General features: G+C 46.4%; 20 protein-coding genes, 2 tRNA genes and 1 pseudogene. 14 read left to right on the top strand and 9 right to left on the bottom strand.

The annotated features are described in order from the left end of the window. Positions 1-171 precede the first annotated feature (171 nt). Positions 172-384 carry a heavy-metal-associated domain-containing protein gene (locus J4864_RS02800; protein ID WP_211814518.1) on the top strand — a complete coding sequence of 71 codons (213 nt, stop codon included), beginning with the start codon at positions 172-174 and terminating at the stop codon, positions 382-384. A gap of 315 nt (positions 385-699) precedes the next feature. Beyond that, complete coding sequence (locus J4864_RS02795; RefSeq protein ID WP_211814517.1) at positions 700-2,619, top strand: heavy metal translocating P-type ATPase; 1,920 nt, start codon at positions 700-702, stop codon at positions 2,617-2,619. Positions 2,620-2,685: 66 nt separating this feature from the next. Here J4864_RS02795 and J4864_RS02790 read toward each other — a convergent pair whose 3' ends face one another. From J4864_RS02790 to nrdD, 3 genes are all read right to left on the bottom strand, one after another. Continuing rightward, on the bottom strand, positions 2,686-3,549 hold the full coding sequence (locus tag J4864_RS02790; RefSeq protein WP_211814516.1) for a hypothetical protein: 864 nt from the start codon (positions 3,547-3,549) through the stop codon (positions 2,686-2,688). Positions 3,550-3,688: 139 nt separating this feature from the next. Next, entirely contained in the window at positions 3,689-4,639 is a 951-nt protein-coding gene (locus tag J4864_RS02785) for an aldose epimerase family protein (RefSeq protein ID WP_007368683.1), read from the bottom strand. 408 nt (positions 4,640-5,047) lie between these two features. Further along, a complete protein-coding gene (nrdD, locus tag J4864_RS02780) occupies positions 5,048-7,204 on the bottom strand; it encodes an anaerobic ribonucleoside-triphosphate reductase (RefSeq protein WP_007368682.1) in 2,157 nt (718 codons plus the stop codon). Positions 7,205-7,963: 759 nt separating this feature from the next. Between nrdD and J4864_RS02775 the strand changes: the two genes are divergently transcribed. Next, positions 7,964-8,653, top strand: a complete 690-nt coding sequence (locus J4864_RS02775; protein ID WP_211814515.1) for an HAD family hydrolase — start codon at positions 7,964-7,966, stop codon at positions 8,651-8,653. Between the two features lie 158 nt (positions 8,654-8,811). Here the strand turns inward: J4864_RS02775 and J4864_RS02770 are convergent, their stop codons facing one another. Together J4864_RS02770 and J4864_RS02765 are read right to left on the bottom strand one after the other, a co-directional pair. Beyond that, positions 8,812-9,999, bottom strand: coding sequence for an AGE family epimerase/isomerase (locus J4864_RS02770; RefSeq protein ID WP_211814514.1), 1,188 nt, complete (start codon positions 9,997-9,999; stop codon positions 8,812-8,814). Between the two features lie 948 nt (positions 10,000-10,947). Then, the gene (locus tag J4864_RS02765; RefSeq protein WP_211814513.1) at positions 10,948-11,511 is read right to left on the bottom strand and encodes a hypothetical protein; all 564 of its coding nucleotides are present in this window, start codon (positions 11,509-11,511) and stop codon (positions 10,948-10,950) included. Positions 11,512-11,865: 354 nt separating this feature from the next. Here J4864_RS02765 and J4864_RS02760 point away from each other — a divergent pair, with 354 nt between their 5' ends. After that, the gene (locus J4864_RS02760) at positions 11,866-12,348 is read left to right on the top strand and encodes a DUF6359 domain-containing protein (protein WP_211814512.1); all 483 of its coding nucleotides are present in this window, start codon (positions 11,866-11,868) and stop codon (positions 12,346-12,348) included. Positions 12,349-12,465: 117 nt separating this feature from the next. Continuing rightward, positions 12,466-13,062 carry a sigma-70 family RNA polymerase sigma factor gene (locus tag J4864_RS02755; RefSeq protein ID WP_211814511.1) on the top strand — a complete coding sequence of 199 codons (597 nt, stop codon included), beginning with the start codon at positions 12,466-12,468 and terminating at the stop codon, positions 13,060-13,062. Between the two features lie 125 nt (positions 13,063-13,187). Here the strand turns inward: J4864_RS02755 and J4864_RS02750 are convergent, their stop codons facing one another. Together J4864_RS02750 and J4864_RS02745 are read right to left on the bottom strand one after the other, a co-directional pair. Beyond that, on the bottom strand, positions 13,188-13,484 hold the full coding sequence (locus J4864_RS02750) for a hypothetical protein (protein ID WP_007368672.1): 297 nt from the start codon (positions 13,482-13,484) through the stop codon (positions 13,188-13,190). Between the two features lie 285 nt (positions 13,485-13,769). Further along, a complete protein-coding gene (locus J4864_RS02745) occupies positions 13,770-14,000 on the bottom strand; it encodes a YecH family metal-binding protein (protein WP_040554821.1) in 231 nt (76 codons plus the stop codon). A 278-nt stretch (positions 14,001-14,278) separates the two neighbouring features. Between J4864_RS02745 and J4864_RS02740 the strand changes: the two genes are divergently transcribed. From J4864_RS02740 to J4864_RS02725, 4 genes are all read left to right on the top strand, one after another. Continuing rightward, positions 14,279-14,722 carry a hypothetical protein gene (locus J4864_RS02740; protein WP_211814510.1) on the top strand — a complete coding sequence of 148 codons (444 nt, stop codon included), beginning with the start codon at positions 14,279-14,281 and terminating at the stop codon, positions 14,720-14,722. Positions 14,723-14,964: 242 nt separating this feature from the next. Then, positions 14,965-15,040: transfer RNA gene (locus J4864_RS02735), tRNA-Thr, on the top strand. 1 nt (position 15,041) lies between these two features. Continuing rightward, a tRNA-Gly gene (locus J4864_RS02730) sits at positions 15,042-15,112 on the top strand. Positions 15,113-15,347: 235 nt separating this feature from the next. Then, positions 15,348-16,649, top strand: a complete 1,302-nt coding sequence (locus J4864_RS02725) for a M64 family metallopeptidase (RefSeq protein WP_211814509.1) — start codon at positions 15,348-15,350, stop codon at positions 16,647-16,649. Between the two features lie 933 nt (positions 16,650-17,582). On the opposite strand, the gene J4864_RS02720 is transcribed toward J4864_RS02725, so the two are convergent. Beyond that, a complete protein-coding gene (locus J4864_RS02720; protein WP_211814508.1) occupies positions 17,583-18,857 on the bottom strand; it encodes an acyloxyacyl hydrolase in 1,275 nt (424 codons plus the stop codon). Between the two features lie 14 nt (positions 18,858-18,871). Next, positions 18,872-19,621, bottom strand: coding sequence for an outer membrane beta-barrel protein (locus J4864_RS02715; RefSeq protein ID WP_211814507.1), 750 nt, complete (start codon positions 19,619-19,621; stop codon positions 18,872-18,874). 1,035 nt (positions 19,622-20,656) lie between these two features. Here J4864_RS02715 and J4864_RS02710 point away from each other — a divergent pair. The 5 genes and pseudogenes from J4864_RS02710 to J4864_RS02690 all read left to right on the top strand — a co-directional run. Continuing rightward, on the top strand, positions 20,657-21,652 hold the full coding sequence (locus J4864_RS02710) for a hypothetical protein (RefSeq protein WP_211814506.1): 996 nt from the start codon (positions 20,657-20,659) through the stop codon (positions 21,650-21,652). Between the two features lie 653 nt (positions 21,653-22,305). After that, a complete protein-coding gene (locus J4864_RS02705) occupies positions 22,306-23,103 on the top strand; it encodes a LicD family protein (RefSeq protein WP_211814505.1) in 798 nt (265 codons plus the stop codon). An 86-nt stretch (positions 23,104-23,189) separates the two neighbouring features. After that, positions 23,190-24,653 (top strand): MATE family efflux transporter, encoded by a 1,464-nt coding sequence (locus tag J4864_RS02700; RefSeq protein ID WP_246479424.1) that lies wholly within the window; start codon positions 23,190-23,192, stop codon positions 24,651-24,653. 33 nt (positions 24,654-24,686) lie between these two features. Beyond that, complete coding sequence (locus J4864_RS02695) at positions 24,687-25,631, top strand: glycosyltransferase (RefSeq protein ID WP_211814504.1); 945 nt, start codon at positions 24,687-24,689, stop codon at positions 25,629-25,631. 38 nt (positions 25,632-25,669) lie between these two features. Next, positions 25,670-26,466: pseudogene (locus tag J4864_RS02690) on the top strand (IS982 family transposase); the annotation flags it as partial. Positions 26,467-26,569 lie beyond the last annotated feature (103 nt).

Below are 26,569 nucleotides of genomic sequence, written 5' to 3'. Positions count from 1 at the left end.
GTGTGCTTCGTGTGTTTGTTTGGTTGGTTATGGATAATGGAGGGAATCTTGTAATTTTTATCCATAATTCTATAACGTACCTTTTGTTATATATATGTATCTTTGCAGTCGATAGGGGATGAGTATCCTCTATTGTTATGAATTGTATTAATGAAGAAAGGAACAGGAATAATGAAAAAGAAAGTATTTGCAGTAAGTGGTATGAAGTGTGTACATTGCAAGGCCAATGTGGAGAAAGCCTTAAAGGCTGTTGCAGGTGTCCGGACTGCTGAAGCCAGTCTTGAGGATGCTGATGTCACGGTGGAGTATGATGAGAACAAGGTGACTCCTGATCAACTGAAAGCGGCCGTTGACAATAGTGGACGCTATGAAATGAGTCTGTAAGCCGCTGCGATTCATCCGGATAGTTGGTTCTTCGTCTGGATGGAGTGTGCGGTCTAAAGAGACATATTAAGTCTGATGGAATCGTGGAAAGTGGTGGCGGATCCGCAGATGAGGTTTTACTTGTCCGAGTTGTTTGCCCACTTTCTGAGACTTCTGCAAAGCTCCCTTGCATGAGACCCTCGTAAAGCGTAGACTATTGATAATCAAATATATGGTTTTGAGACAAATAGAGTTTTGCAGGGGTCTCTTTCTGTGGATCTGGCAAGGGTTCTTTTCCCTTGTACAGAAGAATTATTCGATAAAAAGTGATAGATTATGAAACAGACCATTCCTGTTATTGGTATGGCATGTTCGGCATGCTCGGCCAATATAGAAAAGAAATTGAATGGACTTGACGGCATTAATTCTGCCTCGGTGTCGCTTCCGGCCCGGTCGGCTCTTGTAGACTATGATCCTGACAGGATTTCACTTGAGAAGATGAAGACCGAGATCAATGGAATCGGTTATGATCTGGTCATTGACAGGAAGACGTCGGCAGAGGAGATAGAAAAGCATGAGCACATCTTGCTGAAGCGCAGGACGCTGCTGTCATGGCTGTTTGCAATAGCCGTAATGTGTGTGTCGATGCAGTGGATAGACCTTGGTTCGCATGATGTTTCCAACCAGGTGTCATTGCTGATAGCCCTGGCAAGTATGCTTTATTGCGGCCGTCAGTTCTATGTCTCTTCATGGAAGCAGCTGCTCCATGGTGCTGCCAGCATGGATACTTTGGTGGCATTGTCTACCGGCATAGCCTTCTTGTTCAGCTCCTTCAATACGTTTTGGGGTGATGTGGCATGGACGGGTAGAGGTGTTGTGTGGCATACTTATTTCGATGCGTCGGTAATGATCATTACCTTTGTTCTGACAGGCCGCCTGCTGGAGGAGAAAGCCAAAGACGGTACGGCGTCCTCTATTCGCCAGATGATGGGCATGGCACCCAAGACCGCCCATGTCGTTGAGGGCGGAAAGATAGAGGAAGTCCCTGTCTCGACAATAGAAGTGGGGGATGTCTTGGAGGTGCGTCCCGGCGAGAAAGTGCCTGTTGACGGTGAGGTTATATCTGCGGAAAGCTTCATGACGGCAGATGCCGCATACGTCGATGAGAGCATGATTACGGGAGAGCCGACTCCGGCAGAGAAGAAGAAGGGTGCAAAGGTACTGGCCGGAACGATACCGAGTCAGGGAAAGTTCCGTATGCGTGCCTGTCAGGTCGGTGAAGACACGGCCCTGGCTCACATCATCCGTATGGTGGAGGAGGCGCAGGGGTCAAAGGCTCCCGTGCAGCGGGTTGTAGACAAGGCGGCTTTGGTATTTGTCCCAGTCGTAGCATGTATTTCCTTTGTCACATTCCTGTCGTGGTGGATTATCGGAGGAAGCGCTTTCCTTCCTCAGGCTATCATGTCGGCTGTGGCGGTGCTGGTCACCGCCTGTCCCTGTGCCATGGGGCTGGCGACCCCGACGGCTCTCATGGTGGGTATCGGAAAAGCCGCCCAGAAGCAGATACTCATTAAGGATGCCACAGCTCTGGAAAGCCTGCGCAAGGTGAATGTCTTGATAACGGACAAGACCGGGACACTGACCATTCCTGACAGGAACATCGACTTTACAAAGGCTGACAACCTTCCCCTTGAAGTACGCGAGACATTGAAGCCTCATGCCCGTGAAGCGATGGAATCCCTGCAGAAGGACGGAATAGATGTCTATATGATGAGCGGTGATAAGGAGGAAGCGGCCCGCTACTGGGCGGACAAGGCGGGCATCAGGCACTACCACAGCAGGGTTCTGCCGCAGGACAAGGAGAATCTTGTCAGGCAGCTGCAGGCCGAAGGGAAGCGTGTCGCCATGGTCGGTGACGGCATCAATGACACACAGGCTCTGGCACTGGCGGATGTAAGTATTGCCATCGGGAAGGGGACGGATGTCGCCATGGATGTCGCCCAGATGACGCTTATGGGGAATGACCTTTCTGCGATTCCGGAGGCGATTCGGCTGAGTCGCAATACGGTACGTATGATTTGGGAAAACCTTTTCTGGGCGTTTGTCTATAACATCGTCTGCATCCCTCTTGCCGCCGGTTTGCTCTATGCTTTCGGCATTGACTGGCAGATTACCCCCTCATGGGCAAGTGCCCTGATGGCATTCTCCAGTGTCAGTGTCGTGCTTAACAGCCTCCGCCTGAGGTGGACGAAATGAAAACAGGAATCCTGACAAACGGCAGTCTGCTGCCTGTCAGGATTCCTGTTGATTGTTGATGATCCTTTATCTTACCGGATAATCATATCTGCCGGTGTTGTAACAGCCGTTGCGTTGAGCGGGGACATGGTCAAATTCGACATTGACGGAGATGGAGTTCTGATTGTGGGAACCCCATTGATAGGTTACGCCGCCACCGATTCTGTCCATATAGCGGCTGATGCCGGCACCGTAGTCCCATCCTGTCGGGTCGTATCCGTATGCTGCCAGACCGTAGCCGAAGGAGGAGTATCCCCAGGTTCCATAGCCGCCCCAGTAAGGTGAACCGTAACCGGCATATCCAAAGGTATTCCGGAAGTTGTCTGAAGTAAAGGCTTTCTGTACGAATGCGTAGGCGCTCCAATGTTCATTGAACTGATAGCCGAGAACAGCATTGACACCGCCTACAAAGTAGTTGTCGCCGCGGTAAGTGAGATGATTCACATATCCGCCTACTGCCAATGTCGCTTTCTTTGACAGGTTGGTAACATACATCAGCGAGACATCCTGTGAGAAGCCTGCACCGTGATAGTCTCCATGCCCGAAGCTCGCAAAGGCCGATGCACCGAGGTTTACATTCAGTCCCTCATGCAGTCTCCATAGCCCGATGCCGTATCCCCAGCCCGGATAATAGAACCCGCCGGGTGTAACGGTTTGACCGTTCTCTGTGATGAGAGGCAGGTTGTTGTCTATCTGTGCCTGCTGTTCCCGGTCTTCTGCCAGTCTCCTCGCATACGCTTTCTCCGCTTCGGTGGCTTCACGTGGTCCTTGCAGACGTGCCGACTCTATGGGTTCCACAGCGGAAGTGTCACCGTTGTGTTCCCCTTCTGTGTTCTGTGCATACAGCGGTGTACACAGAACGGCTGCTATTATGAAAATATATTTTCTCATTCACTTGCAAATATAAGTATTCAGTAGTCACCCGACAAGTATTTTAAAGATAATTAGAGCTTTTTCAAGTTGCATAGGCGATGGATACCTGTAGGTAGGAACTTATAGGGAGCAGCAGGACGAGCTGGATAGTCCCGTGTTATTTTGTCCGCATAAGCAATGGAGGATCGGTGGTGAAGAAGAACACCGTAGCACCGTGGAAGACCTGCCCGGGCTCGAGTCCTTGGCTTATCTTTTCCATGCCGCTATTGTATCCTGAGTGGAGGGGCTGCAGGGAGATGCTGCTGCTTGCCTTGCCGTAAGTGTTGATGCAGAGTGTCGGTTCGCTTGAATAGACGGTCATGGCGCGGCCGCTCTGTGCGTCGAAGAGGATGGCGGCCGGCTTCTGCATATTGTCAGGATGGCGCAGCTGGTAGGCATTGTCATATCCGTTGTTCGTGCGCCTGATGCGCTCGCCGATCTCACGTGGTTTGGTAAAGTCGAACGGTGTGTTCCTTATGCGCTGCAGTACTCCCGTCAGCTGCTTTTGCTTGTTGTAGGCGTTGGACAGGAAAGCGTCGATCCACAGATGCTGCTTGAGGATGGAGCGGTGCATGTCTCCCGACAGATTGAAGCAGATCCCGTTTGTCACTTCCAGTTGTGTCCGGGCCGTCGTCGTGATGCGATAGTCCACGTCCAGTGCATTCTGATCCGACAGGGTATAGGTGACGGTCACATTCAGTTTCCCGTCCAGTCCGTTCTCTCCTTCGGAAGTCACATATCGCAGGCAGACGGACTGATTGTCCGAGCTGACCACTTCCCATGTCTTCCCAGACAGCGTCTCTTCATTGTTCTTCCCGAAGTAGACGAGGGTGGCGCCCAGGCTCTTGTCGTTCTGGTAATCATTGTCATGGGCATGACCTTTTACGACTGGCTCCAGTCTGCCGTTCCAGTTGTAGGCTGTCAGCGAGACGAGGCGTGCTCCATAGTTGCTGATGACCGCCTCCATGCCATTCCCGTTGACGATCCGGAACCGTTTCTGTTCCTGGCTATATGAACAGAGAACAATGCTGAGCATTGCTGCTGTCAGGATTGTGCGTAAATGCTTCATAGCTTGTCTGTTTTTATTCCTCACATTGCAAATTTACATAAAATCTGTGATTTCTAAGTCTTCGGGATAAAGAATTTGCTTTTCTCTTTAGAGGAAAGTCCATGAAAACGTTAGATGAAAGTTGAATACTGTTTTTATCGTCAACCATCCGGATCGTCATACTACAGGAATCCTCGTCGACCAGGTTTGAATGTAAGATGAAAGGTAGTCAACCTCAAGCATTGAACTTCATCTTGAAGTGTTCCCGGCTGTTGGGGACAGATGTCCCGGCTCCCGGGAAGACAAATGCGGTGCTGTAATTTATATGAGATGCTGTGTGCCGAATATAAAAGCCTGGCAGTGCTGCCCCTTCTGGGACAATACACTGTCAGGCTTCCGCTGGTCGTGATGAGTAAATGTGGCTCTATGTCATTTCACTTCGGCCGGTGCTTTCTCACGTTCTTCCACGCCCTTTCCTTTCTGGGAAGATTCGGCAGAAGTCTTGATGTAGTAGCGTCGGTGTGCCTCTTCCTGACGGGGAACGGAGAAGTTGCTGACGCGCTTCATGTAGCCGATGATGCGGGTGAGGTAATCCACGTTCTTGGAGTGACAGCGGGGACACTCATGCAGATAACGCTTGTCGATATAGCCGCAGTCGTTGCAGATGGTGTTGGGGATGTTGAAGGTGAAGTAATTGCAGCCTTCCTGTGCCGCAACACGCAGGAGCTGGCGGTACTGTGGTTCTGAGAGATGCTCCTCGAGGTTCATGTGGAGGGCGGAACCACCCGTAAGGTGTTCGATGTAGGGCGCACCGTGCAGTTTGAACTTGTCGAGGATGGTCAGCGAGTTGTCCTCTACGCGGTAGAAGTAGCTGTTGTAGCAGTCGCGCGGCACGAAGTATCCGTCCTCACGGTCCCATTTCGCATGTTTCACGCCCACGTTCTCGGCCGGGATCATCTCGCAGTTGAACATCGCCTCCTTGGTGCGGAAAGCCTTGTTCTGCTTCTCGATCAGTCCGAGTACCGTCTGTACGAACTTCTTGTAGCCGTCGTTAGGAGTTATGTCCAGACCCATGAACTCCGCAGCCTCTACCAGTCCGTTGATGCCGATGGTGAGGTACTGACGGTCGATGTTGATGTATCCTGCATCGAAGAGTGGCAGCATGTGGTTGTGCAGCAGCTCCTTGAGATTCTCGTTATACGCCAACTGAACTTTATGGCACAATACGATCACATGCTCCAGGTATTCCTTGTAGTCGAGGTCGTGGTTGACAGCATACTGGATGCAGCGGTTGAGATTGATGGTCAGTACGCTCTTTGAACCTGTCGAGACACCGCCTGCCCCGAGTGTATAGGAGAAGCCGTTATCCTGGATCTCGTTGCGCAGCCGGCAGCAGGAACTGAGTGAGTCGGCGTTGTCGCTCATATAGGTGAAGAAGCTGTGTCCTTCTGAGTACATCTTTGCGGCGAAGTCGCCCCATTCCTTGTCCTTGCAGTCACCGTTTTCAGCCAGCAGTGCCATGGTCTCTACCGGGAAGGTGAGCACGGTCTTCAGACGCTCCTGATTGAACCAGGTCATGAAACGTTTCTGCAGCCATGACAGGCTCTCCCAGTCGGGCTGTGAACCGTCGGGAAAGTAGAAGTTCCCGAAAAGCGACTCGAAATACGGACGGTCGTAATAAGAGATGTTCCAGAAAACGGCCTGGTAGTTGCGTGCCCCGGTAGGCTGGTTGAGCGAGTAGACAATCTGCTCGAAGTCATCGGTGATGATCTTGTCAATCGTACGCTTTCTGAGACTGAGGTCCACCACTTCGTCGGCCCGCTTCCAGTAGTCCTTGCCGTATTCTTTCTGGATGAAGTAGTTCATGTACATCAGGAACTCCGGTGTGGCGCAGGCTCCGGCAAGCATGGAGGAGACCATGAACACCATGTTGATGAATCCTCCGCAGAAGCTCTTGAGGTTGGTCGGTGCTGTGGAGTTGCCGCCGATGGAGGTTGTCCCGCCGATGAGCCAGGGGTACATCGTTATCGAAGCGCAGTAGTTGGCGAGGTTCGTCTCGTCGTTCTTGTAGATAAAGTGGTGGGTGAGGAGGTCGATATATTCCTCGGCCAGTTCCTTCCCGTACATCTTCTTGATGCGGTCGACGAGCAGACGGCGGTTCAGGCGGATGAATCCCTGCTTCGGCAGTTCGCCGATGAGGGTCGCGATGTTCTTGTGTTCGACGTTGGCATTGGCGTCAAACTTGGAGCCGGTGGCGGCGTTCTTGGCAATGCAGTAGTCCGAAAGGAACTTCATCTTTTCAAGTGTCTCGCGGTCTTCGGTATGCTGCTGGCGGTAGACGATGAAGCTTTTTGCTACCTTGTAGAAGCCTTCTTTCATCAGTGCCGTCTCCACCTGGTTCTGGATGTCCTCTACTTTGATGTCGTTCTGGATGTCCAGATCGGCGAGGATTTTCGACATGGTTCCCAGGTCGGTCGGTTCGTTGACGCTCTCAAATGCCTTGAGAATGGCATTCATGATCTTGTCGAGGGAGAACCGTTCCTTCGACCCGTCGCGTTTGGTAATTGTGAAGTTCTTTATTTCCATTGCTTTGCTTTTATTTTTAGGCGTCGGTGAATACTGTGTAGACATTGGACAGCATCAGTAGGGGAATGCGCCGGAGTCGGATGATATTTGCCGCAGCGTGCATGATGATGTCTTTAGTAGAGGTGAAAGTTGTCCGTTTTGGACAACTTTTTTGTTTTCTGTTCTCTAAAAGTTTTCCGTTTTGATAAACTTCGATGATGCAAAGTTAGATAAAAGTATTCATTCTTCAAAGTATTGTCTGTCTTAAAAATATTGAAAAGTTCGCCTCTTTCAGAGGGTCGGGATGTGCAAATGTCAGTAAGATAAAGGTTTAAGATTTAGAGTTGTAGTTGTACTTTATTCCGTGTGGGCGAAGTGTGCTGTAAGATGTCTCGGATACATGACATCCGTGCCTTCAATGCAGATTTTTACAATGGTAGTTCTGAAGCAAGCGATAGCTTCCTTCGCTGGAATTAAACGAAATAAGGGACAGCAGATGCTTTAAGGAATTTCCTTAAAACGCATGAAGCCGTATGTCGATGCGATGGAAGCCGTCGGTTTCGCCGCCTTGTATAACCGCCTCTTTTCATTCCGCTCTCTGCCAGCCGCCGTGTTGCCGGCTGTGTTCTCTCTGCATCGGCTTCATTCAGCTGTCGTATTGTTAGGAACGTGCCCTTTTTTGATGAAGTGATGCTTTTAGAGGCTGTATTAAATTTGTGCGCAATTAATTTTGAACACCTGTTTAAAAAACGTACTTTTGCAGTTTGAAATGTGAAGATTATGGGAGATATATCACTGATCGCCTTCGATGCTGATGATACATTGTGGGAATGCCAGTCTTATTTTGAGAAAGTGGAGGAGGAGTATTGCCGTCTGCTTGCCCCTTACGCACCGGCGGACAAGGTGTCGGAAGCGCTTTTTGCAACGGAGACGGCGAACATGCCCCTTTTCGGTTATGGCTGTAAAGCTTTTATACTTTCATTGCTGGAAAATGCCGCCCGGGTGAGCGGCGAGCAGCTGACGGCTGACGAAGTGACGAAGATTATCAGGCTTGGAAAGGGGCTGTTGCAGTTGCCGGCCCAGCCGATAGACGGGGTGGAGGAGACGCTGAAGACGTTGCATGATGCCGGCAAATATCATCTGGTGGTGTTTACGAAAGGAGAACTGCTTGATCAGGAAAGCAAGTTCAAGCGTTCCGGACTGCATGCTTATTTTGATGATTTTGTCGTGGTGTCGGATAAGACGGAATCGTCTTATCATCGGCTTTGCCGTCAGTTCGGCATAAAGGTGGGACAGCTGCTGATGGTGGGGAATTCCTTCCGGTCTGATATTGAACCGGTGCTGAAACTCGGCGGCTGGGCCGCTCATATCCCTTTCCGTACAGTATGGCAGCATGAAGTCGTTGAAGAGTATGATCATCCTCACCTGATGAGGCTGGATGATTTTTCGCAGTTGAAGAATCTTTTGTGAGACTTGACAGGGCGGCAGTGGAAGCACCCTCTCCGTCAAGATGTCCGTCAATATCCTGTCTGCTGTAAAAATCCCCCATGGCATCCTGTCGGCAGGATGCCATGGGGGATTCTGTTTCCGGCATTCCGGAAAGGCGGGGGCGGGACAGTCTTCTTTTTCTATTCCATCGTTTTCAGAATTTCCTGACAGAGCATGTAACCCTTGATCATCATCCGGGGAATGTGGAACGGGCCTTTGAAGAGATTTCCTTTGGCGGACTGTGCGACGGTCCCGTCACGGTGGAGATAACCATACCACTCCGGATAATCGGGGTCGGGGAAATGGGCATAGGTCCATTCGCTGATCCGCTGATGGCGGTAGAGGTATTCGTCGTCGCCCGTGGCGAGATAGGCATAGAGTGAAGCGATGATCGTCTCACACTGCGGCCACCAGAATTTCATGTCCTGTGAGTAGTCCTGCGGAGGGAGGTTGCGACAGTCGCGGAAGTTGATGATGCCGCCGTACATTTTGTCCCATCCCCAGTCCCACGACCAGTCGAAGATGGTGAGGGCGGTATCGAGCAGCTCCTTGTCCCAGTTGCGTAGTTTCGCCTCTTCCAGGATGAACCATGAAGTCTCTATGCAGTGTCCGGGGTTGATGGTGCGTGCCGCATTGGTATCGATGAACTCGCCATTCGGCCCCACCGTCTCCAGCAGTGCCTTGAACTCCGGGTGCATGAAGTAACGGCGGAGCAGCGAGACGGAGTCGTCGATCTGCCGGGTCAGCGTCGGGTCGTCGATGACCTCGCGGAGGCGTGATCCCACGTTGATAAGGATCATGACGATAGAGTGGCTCTGCATTTCCACACCTGCCTCGTATTTCGGGGGCAGGAAACCCGGCGTGGAAAGGAAACGCTGTGCATCGTGGAAGACCCGCAGGGCTCTCTCGGCGTAATGCCTGTCACCTGTCGCCAGTGCGTATTCTGCAAAGGCGATGGCTGCAAAGGTCTCTGAGAATACGTAACGGCGTTTGCGGAGCGGTTTCCCTTCTGCCGTTACTTCAAAATACATGTGTCCGTCTTTGTCGAAGCAATGTCTTTCGAGGAAGTCAATGGCGGACCGGGACGCATCGAGCCATGTCGGATTCTTCTCCACATTATTATATGCGAAGGCACAGATGAAAGCCCATCGTCCCTGGAACCATACCGACTTGGTGGTGTCCATCAGCGATCCGTCACGGTCAAGACAGGTGTAGATGCCGCCGTTCTCTCTGTCCCATCCGTGGTTCAGCCAGAACGGCATGATGTTGTTTGTCAGGTCGTTCCTGTAGGCCTCAGCCCATGAACGCAGATATTCTTTCTTATCCATATTTTTAGGTGATATTGACTATATCCTTTGTTTCTGGCAGGGTAACGCCGGAAGACAGCCCTTCCTTATTTAAAAAGCGATGTTGTTTACCATCAAAGTTCCGCAAAATTAGGATTAATTTGTCAATTAGCCAAGAAAAAGGAAAGGAAAATCCCTTTGTGTCAGACGGATTGCCGGCTTTCGCTTTCTCATGGCTCACCCGTCTGTCCGGGAGACTGCTGCCAATGGATGAATCGCCCGGTCGGGCGGCAGACAAAATGTTCCCATGGAAGACAGGATTTTATGCGGTCATTGACGGCAGAGAGCGGATTAAATCCAGTCGTGTCCATCCGGTTCAAGACGGAAAGCGCAGGGAACTGGTGGGAGAAAAGCTATGAAATAGTTTTACATATCGTGCCTGTCAGATAACGGTTTTCCTCCATGCCGGCACACAAAGAACAGAGGTTGGGCAGGTCGTGCTGGCAAGACGGCCGTTGTCTGTGTTCCAATCAGTGCCTGTCTGCCTGTCAATCGGTGCTTACTTGCAGGCCAACTGACGCTCTCTTGCATCGCAACTAAGCACCTGTTCTGATGGAAGGGTCAAGTTCCTGTTTATAAGCAAATTAACATTACACTATATTTCCCTTTTCTCTTCTATTTCGCTTACTTTCGTTGAACTTGTCGAAGATATATCCCCATACTCTATCCAATTCAGTGGGAAGTAAAAAATAAAGACAAAACGGAAAGACGTCTGGATCTCCTCCCGGTACGTCGGGTTTTCTCTCTATTAAATCAAGATGTATTGGGAGGTTCATTGAAAACCTGACGCACCTTGTACACGATGCGTCTCTGTGAATCTCCCACACGGGCGTGCGGAACTAAAAAAGGCAGACATCTCTGTCTGCCCTAAGTATTATTGTCCGGAACCTTGCCGGGCTGTTTCTGTTCTTCTTATTTGTGTGAACGGCCTCACTTCTTGATGAACTTCTTTCCGTTCTGGATGACGACACCCTTGTATTCCTTGCCCACACGCTGTCCTGCGAGGTTGTAAATCGGGGTCTCCCCGTTCAGAGAGGCATTGCTGATTTCCGCAATGCCTGACGGGACATCTTTCAAAGTAATGGTAAAGTTTTTTACACGTACCTGATGTATTGATGTCGTAAACTCAACCTTTTTTGTATTACCTTCCCATGTTGCAGTCTTCTTGTCTGAGGAAATGGTCTGTCCATGACCAGTCTTGAAACCATCAGCCAGATAGGCGCCGCTTGAATAATCATCGCATATCATAACGATCTTCACGATATCCGCCTTGGCTGATGATACGGTCAATGTGCTGCCCTTGTAGATTCGGTAGGCATACTTGTTGTCAAGAGCGCCTTTGGTAATAGCAATTGTAATGCCATCTTTGGTAACAGTTTTTGGTGTTGTTCCATGGTCTTGTTCCGCACTGAATGTCACAGTTTTCTGTGCAAAAGATAAGGAGCTCATTGCTGCAAGTATGGCAATGAACGTCAAACGTAGAATTTTGTTCATAATAATTTGTTTTAAAGGTTTATAATCGTACAAAATTAGGTATTTCCCATGAGGTATGCAACTTAATGACGTATATTTTTCCTCCATCCCAGCCGGATGACTTCCTCATCCTCTCCCGTACTGTGTGCGCTTACAATGTTAAAATCGCTATTTTCTTACTGTAAAATTTGCATTGTCGTTCAATTTGACCTATATTTGTGACGTGTTTTTCAAGATTTAGATTTTTTACTAAATCGCATTCGAGGTTGGTAGCTTCCTGCACCAACCTCTTTTCTTTTCCGTTTCTTTCCCGTCGGACTTGACATGTCGGGAATCTTTTTCTAACTTTGCAACACCTAATCGAATTCCTATCCTATGAAACGAAATCAACTGACAGTACTTCTCTTTTCCGCCCTCCTGCTTGTGGGGTGCGGGAAGACCGTCTTGCCCTCGGAAGACGACAAGGACGGGCCTGTGCCTGCGGCTTCGACAGACGATGAGGCTGAACAGGACGTGTATAGTGTGGCAGCGTTCCGCAGCGGTTCGTTCGGCGAAAGATATGTCTGGGTGCAAGGCTACATCGTAGGGGCATGCAGCAGAAGCATCAGGCAGGCTGAATGGGAGCCGCCTTTCTCGCTTGAGGCTGCCGTTCTTCTGGCAGACAGTCCCGGCGAGACAGACCCTGCGAAAGTCATCTCCATCCAGATGGTGGGAAAGAAGATGAAGCGAGAGATCGCTTTGGCGGACAATCCAGAGAACTATGGCAGGCCGATTGCCTTTTATGGTGTGAAGCAGAAATATCTGGGAATCCCCGGTATGAAGAAGCATGTCGTAGCGAGTGAATGGCTGGACGAGTGACTTTTTGCGTGAAACATTTGCGGTAAAAAATAAAAATGCTTATATTTGCAAGCAAAATAAGAACAAAAGTTAGAAAAGCCTATCGAAACATCTTTACTTCATCAGAAGATAATAGAAATGGAGAATCTGAATGAGATGACCGACGAGCAGTTGGCATTGTCATACATAGAAGGTAGTAACGAGGCTTTCGATCAGTTGTTATTGCGCAATCAGTCGAAGCTCTTTTCGTATATCCTCTTTGTCGTGCGTGACAGGGATGTCGCTGACGACCTGTTTCAGGAGACCTTTGTGAAGATCATTACAAAACTTCAGCAGAGGAGGTATTCGCCGACAGGGAAGTTTTCGGCATGGATTATGCGCATCGCCCATAATGTCATTATGGACTGGTACCGTTCGCAGCGTGCTGACAAGGTGATTGACGCCCCCAAGGACAATGATCTTTCGAATGTCAGAGGGGATGATACCGTGATCGCTGATGTTGAGTGCCAGTTTGTCAACAGCCAGACGCTCTCCGATGTGAAACGGCTGATGAACCTGCTCCCTGCCTCACAGCGCGAGGTCGTGTTCATGCGTTTCTACCAGGAGATGTCTTTCAAGGAAATTGCCGAGACGACAGGGGTCAGCATCAATACCAGTCTGGGACGTATGCGCTACGCCATCCTGAATCTGAGGAGGATGGTGCGGGAGCATAAGGTGAGCCTGCAGCTGGCATAGGGCAATATACGTAGGAAGGGGGACATCCCGGACGGGCATGCGGTCTGCATGCTCTCCCGGGATGTCCCCTTTCCCGTGTTTCCCCACTGCCGGTGTGTTCCGACGCCTGCCACGTGCAGGACGGGTCAGCATCCGGAACCGTCCAGCCTGCAGGAAGCTGCCGGCGTGGCATCCAGCCGTATGCCTGCCTCCTCCGGGGAAAGCGTTACGGTACCGTCCTCCAGCACGAAACAGGGAATGCCGGCATAGCCCTGTTTTCTGGCATCATCAAATACAGCATGGTTGTCGCGCAGGCGCAGAAACTCTTTCAGGTACTTTACGTGTGCGCCAATGTCGATGACCTCGTAGCGGTCATCTCCCTCAACCTGCCTGTCAACGGCAATGCAGTCGGGACAGGTGTTCATTCCATAAATCTTGATCATAATCTATACTGGGATTTGAAAGATATTCTAAAAAAATGATTTCTCTGCTATGTTGATACGATGGGAACCTTCGGCTCTTCGTGCTTTCCCTCATGATTGCGGTATGCCCGGCATACACTTTCTGCCGTATGGTCTGCTGTCCCTTTCACGGAAAGGGCCGGGGCTGATCGTCTCGGAAGCATGGAACCGCCAGAGCTGCCCGGAAGAAGCCTGTCTTGACTTAACTTACAGGTCTTGGCCGTTCTCCACCCGGACTGTGGCAGATGCCGATCTGATTCCTTCGCTTTAATGATTGCAGATTTTGCTTGCATCTACGGTAAAACCGTCTTCCGCAGGCATGAACTTGCCGCGGGCAGTGAGGAAGTCGACCAGTTCGGCGGCATCCATATTCTCAGCAGAACAGGTGTGGAAACGCTCGTCTTTTCCGAAATGTTCGATGATAGCTTTTACCAGTTCCTCTTTTGTTGCATAACTGTTTCCCTCCATCATGTGAAGGACATCATGTCCATGTGCCATATTTTCTCTTTTTTTTGTGTGTACTGTCTGACAAAGAAATTCTTTGTCCGGACTATCCATGAACAAATGCTGTGCCATCTGTTAACTTAGTTTATTTTTGATGGGGAATATTGGATAAGTCATTTAGAAAGACTACTTTTGTTTCCAAGGATGTCTTGGTGTGGCATTCTGTCAGTCACAGAAGTGTCATTCCGACATTATAGGAGAACAGGCATACGGGCGTGAGGCCACCTTATTATATAAAGGGTATTAACATTTATGTATAAAGAGAATTAACAATGAAAAAACTATTTGTTTCTTTCGTTGTGGCGACGATGCTGTTGACATCGTGCAGCACCGACAAATTCGTATCAGACAGTGTCAACCGTGTCCGTTTCACCGAAGCACGCAACTATTTCCATGTCGGGGGAGAGGCTGCACCGGTAGTAAAAAAAATCACTTCGCAGGCTGCTTTTGAAAAGGAGTTTGGCGAGGCAACCCACATGGGCAAGGGCGGACAGCCGACGAAGATCGATTTCAGCAAGAATTTCGTCATTGCCTATATCCTCCCGGAAACCAGCCTGGAGACGGAATTCTCACCCCTCTCGCTCACAGTGAAAGGTAGGGCGCACCTTGTCTTGAAGTACAGACTTAAGCAGGGGGAACAGCGTTCTTTCACCACACAGCCATTCTTCCTGATCGTGGTAGACCGGAAGTATGCTGATTATACGGTTGAGAAATAAAAAGGAGTGATCGGGTGTGTTCTGGAAGTCATCTCTGATGTCTTTCGCCTTTGAAGCAGCATATTCTGCCTTCACTTTCAGCCGTATAGCCTGCTCTGCGCTTTCAGGTAGAAGGCGGAATCGGGTCGTCTGAAAGGCAGAAATCCATCAAAGATGATTTTCAGAACCTGCTTTAAATTGAAAAATCACAATTCAAAATTTGGCTGTTTGTTTTTTTTGCCGTATCTTTGCACCGCAATACCGCCGATATGGCTCAGTTGGTAGAGCAACGCATTCGTAATGCGTAGGTCCCCGGTTCGAGTCCGGGTATCGGCTCCATGCGGAATTAGCACATCGGTAGTGCACGGGCTTCCCAAGCCTGGGAGGCGGGTTCGATTCCCGTATTCCGCTCAGCATCGTTTATCTTCAGCAAAGAGGCGACTCACACAGAGTTGTCTCTTTTTCTATCAGAACGTAATTAAATCTTCTTCTGTTCTTTGCTTTTCCCATTATTATTGATAACTTTGCAATCCGGAAGGGGGGGTGACGATTGGAAACGCTTTATCCGGAAATCGGATTCAATGTCGCCGCCGGACCGATGGATTTGGAGAAACAGAATTAATAACCCTGATTTAATGATTAACCTATGAGAAAAATCATCACTTTTCTGTTCCTGGCTGTTGCGCTGACTGCTGCGGCACAGGATTTTGACCGCTACTTTGAGGATGCGACACTCCGGCTTGACTACATCTTTGCCGGCAATGCGGAGCACCAGACGATTGCCGTAGACGAATTGTCGCGCATTCCACACTGGTATGGCAAGCACGACCGACTGGCCGAAGTGCCGGTAGAGGGAAACGGACAGGTGACCGTCCGCGACCACCGCACACAGAAGGTTGTCTACCGGAACTCTTTCTCAACGCTTTTCCAGGAGTGGCTGACGTATGATGAAGCAAAGAGACCGTCTGGGAAATCCTTTGAGAATGTCTTTCTTGTTCCATATCCAAAAGATACGGTGGATGTGACCATTGATCTGCGGAACAACCGGCGGGAGGTAACGGTTTCGATGACACATACGGTTGCGCCGAAGGATATTCTTATCCGACACATCGGCGAGCGGTCCGTGACAGCTTACGAGACCCTGCAGAAAGCCGCAGACCCTACACACTGCATCCATATCGCCTATGTTGCCGAGGGATACAAGGAGGCGGAAATGCCGACCTTTATCGAGGATTGCCGTACAGCAATGGAAGCTCTCTTTGCCCACGAGCCATTCAAGTCACTGCGACAGCGGTTCAATATCGTAGCAGTCAAGTCTCCGTCGGTGGAAAGCGGTACATCCGAGCCGTCTAAGGGCATCTGGAAAAATACCGCTCTGCACTCGCATTTCGATACGTTCTACAGTGACCGGTATCTTACGACACTTCACCTGAAAGACCTCCACGACTGGCTGGCAGGGACGCCTTATGAGCATATCATCGTACTCGTGAATACCGAGAAGTACGGCGGTGGCGGTATTCTGAACTCTTATAATCTTTCCATGGCGCATCATGCTTATTTCAAGCCGGTCGTCGTTCATGAGTTCGGCCATTCCTTTGCAGGACTGGGAGATGAATATGCTTATGACCAGGAGCAGATCAGCATGTATCCTACAGACGTGGAGCCATGGGAGCCAAACCTTACCACGCTTGTTGATTTCCATGGGAAATGGGAAAACCTCATTGACAAGAAGACTCCGCTGCCGACTCCGCAGCCTTCCGATCTGGACAAGCCGAATGCACGGCGTGACAAGTGGAAAGTGGGGGCTTACGAACCGGCCGGCTATTCCCAGCACGGTGTCTATCGGGCTTTCCCCGACTGCCGTATGCGCACCAACACGCATCCGGAGTTCTGTCCGGCTTGTCGTCTGGGACTGACGAAGCTGATCAAGTTCTATACAGGAGAGTAGGGCAGAACCTGGAGAAATAGTGGTTCCTAAAATAATAGGGGGCAGACATCCTCGCCGGTCCGATGAAGCCATCGGGCTGTGGGCCGGAGAGGGTATCTGTCCCTTGTCCGTTACGGTCGGTGTCTGATCAGAATTTTTATCTCAGGGTAATCCCCCCGGTGTGAGGGATGTTTGAAGGTTGCTGTCACTTCCGTCATGCACTGATGCATTGTAAGTAGTTTGTAACGTGTTTTTTATGTGAGGTAAAAAATGCAGCAACTGAAAAAGAAAACAGATCAGGGGTTTGATGGCATGTTCTGATCATCCATACAGGCATATTGATACAATGAAAAACGCCATCACTTTATGGACCGGTTCTAAAAAAGACCTTTGATGCCTTTTTGTCATTCGGGCGAGTATCAGTTTATCAGCTGAAACCAGAGCTGTTTTTAGGCTCTTCCGAAATATGGAGTGATAAAGTAAGACTACTACATAATAAGGCATACGGAGAAGCGGGGGGAAACAGAAGGAAAAACCATCACGGCGGTGCTGACGGCACAAAAGAGCGACAGAGAGGTAGCGTGCGGGTTTCTTTTTCCCCGGATAAACGCTATTCATGATTCTCCCGGACAAATGATCTGATAAAACTCTCTGATAATCTCCGTTGCACCGCGCGCCGATGGCGTCTCCGTTATAGAACCCTTAGAGTTCGCTCCCAGCCTCTGTGTGACAATTCACCAAAGTCATCAATCATGCCGCCATCACTTGAAACCCCTGAAGACCCTGTTTCAGAGTTTATCCGGGACAAGAAGTGTTCTTCCATAGTCCGGGGGTGTCTGTACTGACGATAAGGAAAGACTTATGGAAGGATTGATTCTTTTCTTATAGGACACTGATAATTTAGAGCTAATTTAGAATCAAGGTATCTATGTCAGGGGTCTGACAGGATTATGGTCAGAGACGGTCATGCCCTCCACGTTCCCGAAGTCTGAAGGGGAATGTTATCTGCAGCTCTGTAAAATCAGCTTTGGTGGCATGCGCATTTACGCTGAACCCCAAAGTGATGCCTTTCAGTTTCGGGAAGCTGTAGAAAACGCCGACCTGCTCGTGGTAGGGCTTTTCCAGTCCGTTGTGAGATTTATACCCCATGTGGCGGTAAAGGTAGTAACCCAGGCTGACCCGGGCAGACAGATTCCCGTAATAGACTTCGTGGCGCGCTTCTATGCTGGCTGACCATGGGCTGTGTTTCTCTCCGATATATCCGTTCGTCTCATCAAGTTGTGCGATCCGGCTGGCGTAATCTCCATAGAAGATGCCGAAACCGAGGCCTGATGCCCAGCGTCGGGCGTAGCGATAGAGCAGATGGGCATGGAAAGAATAGGCACCGTACAAGGTAAACCGTTCTTTCCTGTAATCAGGCTGTCCCTGTGGCGTTCCGAATTGTGTCTGCAGCCATTCCTCAAGCAGCGTCTTTCCCCCTATTCCCAGTGTCAGTTCCATGAACCAGTATTTTTGGAAAGGTTCTGTGACAGCCGTGTTCCGTTTTGCCGCTTTCGTCGTTTGTGCATCAGGTTCGTACACGACACCGACGAATGGCCCCAGGTAGTTTGCCCCTTTGTTCGGCCGTTCCATTGCACCGTTGCTGTGATGGGCAAAGTCCAGTCCGCCTTTGACACTCCATTCCTTTGCAAACTGATATTGCCCGTATAGTCCTGCCGTGAAGAAGATGTTCAGATGTGAACCGATGTACTCGTTGTCTATATCGTTCTGCCGGTTGTATTTTAAGGCCGTGTAGCCGATTCCTGTACCGAGGTAATAGCCCCATTGCCAGCGGCGGCCGCGATGGATGGGACGGTTAAAAGTGCCGTAGAGCGTGAGAAGATTCCCTAATTTGCTTGTATACTCCACAGGCTGGGCCTCTCCCCATGGGGTGTCACGGCGCATGGTCGTGCCATGATTCAGGTTGTAACGCAGGCCGACGGAGAAAATCGGATAATTATATTCCGCTGCAAAACTGTTCTCTGTCGGAGTGACATTCACCTGTGCTGCAATCGCATGTGTCTCTTTCGTCTTTGTCCAGATGCGAGGCTCTTTGCCCGGCGTGAGCGTCCGGGCAGGAGTATAGCGTATTTCTATACCGGTCTTCTGTATAGTGACGGAGTCGGAGGCTTCTGCTATCGCTGTCGGTGCAGGCACAAAGAACAATGCCGCAAGTAGTGTGAGGAGCATGGATGTGATACTTGTCAGAACATCTTGATTCTGTAGCCCAGAGTCACTTCAAGCATGTTGTTGTGCGCATTTCGCATCAGCACTTCGGCTTCATGGCTGCGTGCCAGCTTTCGGAAATAGAGATTATAGCGTGCTTCCAGTTGCCATTGCTTCCATTCGTAGCTGATGCCAAGCGGGAGGGCGAGGTCGCCACTGTGAATATCTCTTTTAATGTTTTTATCGGCCCCATGTTTCATTTTCGCATGGGCACTTACAATGTAACCCATGTGCAGACCTGTTGTGAAGCTCCAAGGCAGATCGGCCCATGGATACCAGCGTACCAGATAATTCGTGTTGATATAGTCTAATTTGAAGTCGTATGGGCCGTATTCACGGACAGTGGGGGTTCCTGCGGCATCCGTCGTATGCAGATTGCGGTAGACACCGGACGAGCCCTGGCGGCTGTACTGCATTTCTGCGTCTATGGCAATGTTCTTTGCAACGAATACTTCTACGTAGGCCGCACCCACAACGCCTAACTTGACGTTCCCGTCGATGCCAGGCAGATTGGACAGATCCAATCCTATTTTAGGAGCGATATAGATGTCCCATATTGTGTGCTCTCCCGACGGTCGGGTGTCTTGCACAAGAGTTTTCTTGATGTTCTGATAGCTTTCTTTTATGTTTTGTCCGATGCGCTTTGTGTTGTTCTTGTTGAATATCTGCCCTTGAGAACTCGTTAGTACGCCCAGAAAGATGACGACAGTCAATATAGTTCTTTTCATATCGTGTGGTTGGTTTTTGCTGCAAATTTAGATAAAATCCACGAACTATAAGCCTGTCTGGTAAAGAAAATGCTTTTTCTTTGGAAGGAAGATTACGATTTTCTCCAATTCTTTACAACATTTACTTTTTCTTTCGAGGGCTTCTATGCTTTCACTTACGCTGTTTTTGCATTGGCGGAGTTAAAATATCCGATTAAATCGTTTTCGTTATCAAAGATTTTGTTTAACTTTGTAGCCACATAAAAAAACAAAACTATAGAACCGAGATAATATTCTGCGAGCGGATTTATCGGTCTGTCCGTAAAACCAACTGACAGATTCATGACAGGACCTCGAATGGTTGTCCGTCGTTGTTCGTTCTAAGGCGGAAAATCCTCTAATAGTTTGCCAAACTTGCAGTAAGACCTTATCCTGCAGGGAGGAAGGGTTGTCGCCTGTCCTTTCAGACGGACGGTGATTCTGTGCTGTTCTTTAGGCAGTCTCTTTTCTAGTATCCTCCTTTCTCATCTTCGCCCTTACAGAAATATGTCCAAAAGTCGATGGTGGCATATCTGCAGTGTGAGATTTTTGTTAATCTGAGAACTTTCCCTTCAGGCTGGTTCTAAAAATAATCTTTGATGGATGTTCGCTTTTTAAGGGAGCAGATTCTGCTTTCTTCTTGGAAGGGAGGGACGGTTCCTGCAATGGGGATGTGATGCACTCCCAGCTGAAAGAAAAAGCTGAAGATGCGCATAAAAGCGAAGACACAAGGAGTTGACAATATCCCCGTCAGCGACGGATCGATGTGGAATTTTTAGAATATTTCCTTATATGGAGTCTGCGTTTGCTCTTTCAGCCGTATTTTACTCCCTGTTCTTTCATGAAGATGGAGTCGCTCATCTGAGAAGAAAAATCATTTAGAAGTGTTTTGAGGAGACAGGTCTATGAGATCGACATCATTCACCCTATTGGATGCGTTGCCTTAGTTTATCGGGTTCTATAGTATTCTTCGTTTATGTTCATTTAAATTAATATACCAATTAAAACATTCTTATTATGAAAAAACAAGTAACCTTGATCTGGGCTTTGCTGTGTCTTCTTTTGTTGGCAGCCTGTGAAAAGCCTGTGCTGGAAGATGCTGACGGTGTGAAGCCGACTGGTAAGTCTAAAAGCAAGTCGACGAGAGTTGTGCGGATTCATCCGGCAGAAGAACTGGCCGTAGAGACAATGGAGACCCCTATGAATGTGAAGGGACAGCCTTTGAGCAGGGCCGGAGACAAGAACCTGAAAAAGATTTATGCCGTCAATGTCTATGAGAAAAAAGCCGGTGGGGAAACCTATTTGAAGTATGCCTATGGATTATTTACCAGTCTCTCGAAGATGTCTGTAAAGATGGACGAGAGGAATCTTTACAAGGTGGAATGTCTGAAGATAGAAGAGGGGCCTGGGCGGCTGTTCGCAGTTAAGGATAGCTTTGATCTCCCGTTGGTGCATGGGACAAAGGAACTTACGAAGGTGTCTAACTCGTTTGTTTATTCCAAAGAGGCTAATCTCAATGAAATAAAGAAAGGTGAAACGAAGATCGAGGGCGGGCGGATTGTTCATTATCCTCGCCTTGTGAAGCTCTATGGAAGTCTTGCAGACTTCAGCCCCAAGGGGAAGACGGAACTGACGGTCGACCTGAAACGTACCGTTTTTGGGCTGCATTTCAAAGTGTCGCCTCCGGAGGAGGGGACATTGGTGGTTAATTATCCTTTTTGGCTCATCAGCTTGAAAAAGGGAGATGCGGCTTATGATGATGCGTCACCCTATTCTTTTTACGATATAGAAAGAGCCTGTCAGTCTGATTATCATACGGAATTGGACATGAAGATTACATGGACAAAGGCTGACGGTAGCGTTGAAGAGGCAACCAAGACCTTGACGGTCAAACGAAATGTGATGACTGTCGTCAATATCAAGGTGGAAGGCTCCAAGGGGCGGGGAATCTCGTTTAAAGAAGAAGCTGGAGAAATGAAAACAGAGAATGTAGACTGGCACATAGCAATGTAATGTGTGTGGGGCTTTTACAGGGGTGCGATCCCAATCTGCTGTACTGATTGTCTGACCATAACCTCTTCAGAAGGACTCACAGAACTACATATAAGCAACTTTAAAAATCTGGTGAATTTCATTTTCTGGGATAGTACGTACTATATACAACCTCTACTTTCGGGGTTACAGGCGGTCTGTCACCAGGGATTTTCGAATAGACCAATATTCTTATGAAAACAATGGCGTGAAACTTTGGTTACAAACTAAGGTCTCACGCCGTTTTGTGTTACGAAACAATTGAAGCAGCAATGAGCTATCCTTGCGGTAGTGAGATGTATGTGATTTCAATTGAAAAATTCTACAAATGAATTTAAGGATATTCTAGAAATTAATCGACTTAACAAAAAGATTCAGAGAACAAACCAGCTACAAAATTTATCAACAGAGTCCATTGGTTGTGTGCTATGTTTGTTACCGTATATGCCTATTTGTCATTTCGTTTTATGTGGAGAAACCGTGGTAGTCTCAACTTGCAAGCTGTTCATTGTTTGTAGGGGAAGTCTTGTTTTTCAATTCTGTTATTCTCAGAATTCTTGTTCCTGTCTTTAAAATTTTCAGTTAAGCAATATGTAAAGCATATATGTTTAGTTATTATTTAAATTCTTTTTTTTATGCAACCATATTTAATAACATTAGATAAACAGCATGAAATATTATTGAATATTCTTTGTAAAGTTGATGAATTTTGTAAGAAGAATAATCTTAGATATTCTTTAGCTGGAGGTACTTTGTTGGGCGCAGTTAGACATCAAGGATTTATCCCATGGGATGACGATGTTGATATTATGATGCCTAGAAAAGATTATGATTTTTTTAAGAAACATTTCAATGGATTCTGCGAAAATTTACATAGTTTTAATAGTGTAAAAACCGATTTATTTGAATGTTATTTTTTGTGGCAGAAAGTAGAAGATCTACGTACCCTTATGACAGAAGTTGGAATTCCATTCCCTTGCTATGGGATAAATATAGATATATTTCCTATAGATGGGCTTCCTAGTAATCGTAGGTTGCAGAAATTTCTTATTTTCGCTGTTGGCTATTTAAAAAGTCTTTTTTATTTATCTTGGCAGCAAAATAATTCAGGATATAATTTAAAGTCGAAAATAAAATACCTATGTGCAAAAGTCATCGGTAGAAAGGTTATTACTGCTGTAATAGAAAAAGTCACTACGATGTATTCTTTTTCTGAATCCAGTTTTGTTGGTGCACTTACAGGAAGATACGGAATGAAAGAGATTCATTCTAAAAATGTTTTTGAAGAATATGAATATCTTAATTTTGAAAACAAGAGATTTATGTGTATTTCTGCATATGATCTCTATTTGAAGCAACACTATGGTGATTATATGAAGTTGCCTGCTGAAAATGAACGTGAGACACATTCATCCACTGCTTTTTGGAAATAATTTGTAAGCCGGTGGAGGAAAAAAGAGGAAATAATCGACTAATAGCCAAAAATGCTTCCATGCTGTATATACGTATGTTTATCAGTATGGTAATTCAATTCTTTACTTCAAGAATAGTATTGCAGGCTTTAGGTGTAGAAGATTATGGACTCTATAATCTTGTTGGAGGAATAATCGTTTTGGTTAATGTTTTAAGTGGATCCTTGAGTAGTGCTACCTCACGTTATATAACTGTAGCTCTTGGTGATGGTGATTTCGAAGAATTGTCTAAGACCTTCTCTACGGCTCTTGTAATACATTTGGCTTTATCTGGAATATTTCTAATCATTGCAGAAACAGTAGGCTTGTGGTTCATAAATACTCAATTAGTAATTCCTGCAGATCGTTTAATAGCAGCTAACTGGGTTTATCAAGTTGCTATATGTAGTACTATTATGGGTATTACACAAGCGCCATATAATGCAGCTATCAATTCACATGAAGATTTCAAGATATATGCGTATATCGATATTTTATCCTCTTTCTTAAAATTGGGAATAGCATTAATTGTATTATTGAACAACTCGTTTGATAATTTAATTCTCTATAGTATCCTTTATGGTGTGGTTTCTATTGGTATAATGTTTTTTTATAGAAGATTTTGTGCCACTCATTATGCTGAAACTAAATTTAATTCTTCGTTTGATCGAGCATTATTTCCGAGAATGCTTTCATATTCTGGATGGAATTTGTTAAGTTCGGTTTCTTTAACATTTTGCCAGCAAGGAACTAATATTTTATACAATTGGTTTCTTGGTAATGCTATTATAGCTGCAGCTGGAATCGCTGGTATGGTACAAGCTACTTTAAATACTTTTGCTAGTAATATAATGACAGCATTTAATCCACAAGTTATAAAAGAGTATGCGCAAAAGAATTATCGTAGAGTAAATGAGCTAATAATAATGGGTGCGAAATTAACATCATTGATGACGCTCTTAATATCTATTCCCGTATTTGTTAAAATGGATTATTTGATGGGTTTATGGCTTGACAAAGTTCCGGAGGGTGCTGTTATTATTTGTCAAATACTTTTGATAAGAAATTTCTTTAATAATTTTAATCCGCTTACCTATACAGCTATAACGGCCAGTGGTAATGTTAAATGGGTGAATATACTTTGTGGAGCTCTGTATCTAATCAGTTTACCAATCACTTATTCAATTCTTTATTTTACTCATTCATACATTTTTGTAACAATTGCTGGCATTTTCACAGGGGCTTTTAGTACATGCTTTGTATATATATATATATTGAAGAAACAAATGAAAGAATTTAATATTTCTGAATATTTCCTACGTACAATATCTCCAATGTTCTTAATAGGTTGCTTCGTCTTAGGTTTATGTTTGGGAATAAATTCTTTTGTCAGTGATAATCTATATGCTTTAGTGATGATAACCATCGTTTCTAGTGTATTGGTTATACTATTGTCATTTTATGTGGTTTTTGATCATCATACACGGGAAATGACATTACTACTAATAAGGAAGAAATTGCACTTATTGTAACTTAAATGATTTTTGAAAAATTAAACATAAATTATGAGAGTGTCAGTAGTTATTCCTATTTATAATGTAAAAAAATATATTATCCGTTGTTTAAAATCAGTGCAAAGACAGACCTATACAGATATTGAATGTATCTTAGTAGATGATAAGGGGCAAGATGATAGTATGCGAATTGCCAAACAATTTGTTGATGCATACAAGGGGGCTGTTAAGTTTGTATTATGTGAACATTCTGTAAATCAGGGTTTATCAGCTGCAAGAAATACCGGTATTAATAAGGCTTCAGGCGATTATATTTTTTTCTTAGATAGTGATGATAGTATTCCTGACGATTCCATAGAGAAACTTGTTCATGAGGCAGAAAAATATCATTATCCAGAAATAGTATCCGGTATTACTCGACATATTTTGGCTGATGATAGTTATTATGATGTTAAGACGGAAAACTTCAGATGTAATGATGATGTTTTTAAAGGTTATATCCATAATAGTTGGAATATTATAGCATGTAATAAACTTATTCGTAAAGATATATTCAGTAAGCACAAAACTTTTTTTTTACAGGGAATTACACATGAGGATGTTTTGTGGAGTTTTGAGATCTCAACCTATGTTGAGAATATCATAGGTTGTCCTCATGTGACTTATAATTATTATCTGGGTGATATGAATTCTATAAGTCGTTCCTCACTATCAAAGAAAAGAGTTCTTGATAATCTTACTATTCTTGAAAAAAAAACATTATATTTAAAGAAGATAAATAATGTATATTTATTAAAGCAGCATATCAAAAATGAGTCTATCAATTTAGTTTACGTATTGGTACGTCATAAATTCTCTATTTCTTTCATAAAAGAAGTAAATGGAAAACTTCGAAAAATTTTGAAAAATAGTAGTTTAAATATGGTACGCAGTTCTGTCCCTTTATATAGAAAATTTATTTTTGCTATGGTAAGTTTATTGTGCCTTTTTTTATAAGTATAACCTTTTGGCGGAATTAAATTAAGTTGCCAAATATGCTTAAAAAGTTGCACATATCTTTGATTTTTAGCAACTTAGTGGTGTATAAATCATTAATTTCAAACCAACATATGCACAACCTTTACACAAAATTCGTCAAAATCCTCGAGATATGAAAGCTGTTTTCTGAAATTCTCGTCAATGAACATGGCAATATCTCTTGGCGTGGTCCAATTCCAAAGTTCTCGGTCTTGGAAGTTGTGGCATTGTCATTGGCAGCAGAGTCAGAAAGCATTGACAGCGAGAAGTGGTTGGTTGACTATAGGCTACAAGAGTATAAGGACAAGCTCCTCACCCTCATCTCACACAGGCAGTTCAATGATTGCAGAAAGGATACAGCAGGCTTATGCGAAGAAATATGCAGGCGGGTGGCTATGAAAATGGGCGGTGCGGAAGAACTGTTCTTTGTGGATTCCCAACCCATAGAAGTCTGCCGTGTCGCCAGGGGAAAGCGTTGCAGGATGGGAAGGACCGGTGATTTTTCACAAGCTCCTGATTTTGGCTATTGTGCTTCCGTAACACTTGTTATTTCGGGTATAAGTTGCACACTCTCTTTGGGTTGACCGGTATCATACATTCTTGCGACCTGTCAAAGGCCAGTGTCGCTGACCCAAAATACATGAAAGATGGGAAGTTGACTTATCACGATTGCAGCATATACGGAGATAAGGGATATATCGGCGCAGAAATACAACTCGACTTATTCGAGACGGTACACATAAGACTTGAATATCCGTATCGGATTAATCAGAAGGATTGGAAGCCTGCATTCATTCCATTTGTCAAGGCAAGAATATTCGATCGTTGTTAGAGCGCATTATTTGGTTTGTTTTTTCTTTATATAAGAATAAGAAGATTTGGCGTAGTAAGGGATTAATTCCGCTATCGTTGCTGAA

The sequence above is a fragment of the Prevotella multiformis genome, assembly GCF_018127985.1.
GTDB lineage: Bacteria > Bacteroidota > Bacteroidia > Bacteroidales > Bacteroidaceae > Prevotella > Prevotella multiformis.
This window is presented reverse-complemented; position numbering and strand designations above follow the sequence as displayed.

Excerpts from the sequence above, each read along its gene's own strand:
- J4864_RS02720 (WP_211814508.1), bottom strand. The coding sequence starts at position 18,857 with ATGCTCCTCACACTACTTGCGGCATTGTTCTTTGTGCCTGCACCGACA.
- J4864_RS02705 (WP_211814505.1), top strand. The coding sequence starts at position 22,306 with ATGCAACCATATTTAATAACATTAGATAAACAGCATGAAATATTATTG.
- nrdD (WP_007368682.1), bottom strand. The coding sequence starts at position 7,204 with ATGGAAATAAAGAACTTCACAATTACCAAACGCGACGGGTCGAAGGAA.
- J4864_RS02695 (WP_211814504.1), top strand. The coding sequence starts at position 24,687 with ATGAGAGTGTCAGTAGTTATTCCTATTTATAATGTAAAAAAATATATT.
- J4864_RS02745 (WP_040554821.1), bottom strand. The coding sequence starts at position 14,000 with ATGGCACATGGACATGATGTCCTTCACATGATGGAGGGAAACAGTTAT.
- J4864_RS02700 (WP_246479424.1), top strand. The coding sequence starts at position 23,190 with ATGGTAATTCAATTCTTTACTTCAAGAATAGTATTGCAGGCTTTAGGT.
- J4864_RS02755 (WP_211814511.1), top strand. The coding sequence starts at position 12,466 with ATGGAGAATCTGAATGAGATGACCGACGAGCAGTTGGCATTGTCATAC.
- J4864_RS02775 (WP_211814515.1), top strand. The coding sequence starts at position 7,964 with ATGGGAGATATATCACTGATCGCCTTCGATGCTGATGATACATTGTGG.
- J4864_RS02795 (WP_211814517.1), top strand. The coding sequence starts at position 700 with ATGAAACAGACCATTCCTGTTATTGGTATGGCATGTTCGGCATGCTCG.
- J4864_RS02765 (WP_211814513.1), bottom strand. The coding sequence starts at position 11,511 with ATGAACAAAATTCTACGTTTGACGTTCATTGCCATACTTGCAGCAATG.
- J4864_RS02725 (WP_211814509.1), top strand. The coding sequence starts at position 15,348 with ATGAGAAAAATCATCACTTTTCTGTTCCTGGCTGTTGCGCTGACTGCT.
- J4864_RS02740 (WP_211814510.1), top strand. The coding sequence starts at position 14,279 with ATGAAAAAACTATTTGTTTCTTTCGTTGTGGCGACGATGCTGTTGACA.
- J4864_RS02710 (WP_211814506.1), top strand. The coding sequence starts at position 20,657 with ATGAAAAAACAAGTAACCTTGATCTGGGCTTTGCTGTGTCTTCTTTTG.
- J4864_RS02760 (WP_211814512.1), top strand. The coding sequence starts at position 11,866 with ATGAAACGAAATCAACTGACAGTACTTCTCTTTTCCGCCCTCCTGCTT.
- J4864_RS02750 (WP_007368672.1), bottom strand. The coding sequence starts at position 13,484 with ATGATCAAGATTTATGGAATGAACACCTGTCCCGACTGCATTGCCGTT.
- J4864_RS02715 (WP_211814507.1), bottom strand. The coding sequence starts at position 19,621 with ATGAAAAGAACTATATTGACTGTCGTCATCTTTCTGGGCGTACTAACG.
- J4864_RS02790 (WP_211814516.1), bottom strand. The coding sequence starts at position 3,549 with ATGAGAAAATATATTTTCATAATAGCAGCCGTTCTGTGTACACCGCTG.
- J4864_RS02800 (WP_211814518.1), top strand. The coding sequence starts at position 172 with ATGAAAAAGAAAGTATTTGCAGTAAGTGGTATGAAGTGTGTACATTGC.
- J4864_RS02785 (WP_007368683.1), bottom strand. The coding sequence starts at position 4,639 with ATGAAGCATTTACGCACAATCCTGACAGCAGCAATGCTCAGCATTGTT.
- J4864_RS02770 (WP_211814514.1), bottom strand. The coding sequence starts at position 9,999 with ATGGATAAGAAAGAATATCTGCGTTCATGGGCTGAGGCCTACAGGAAC.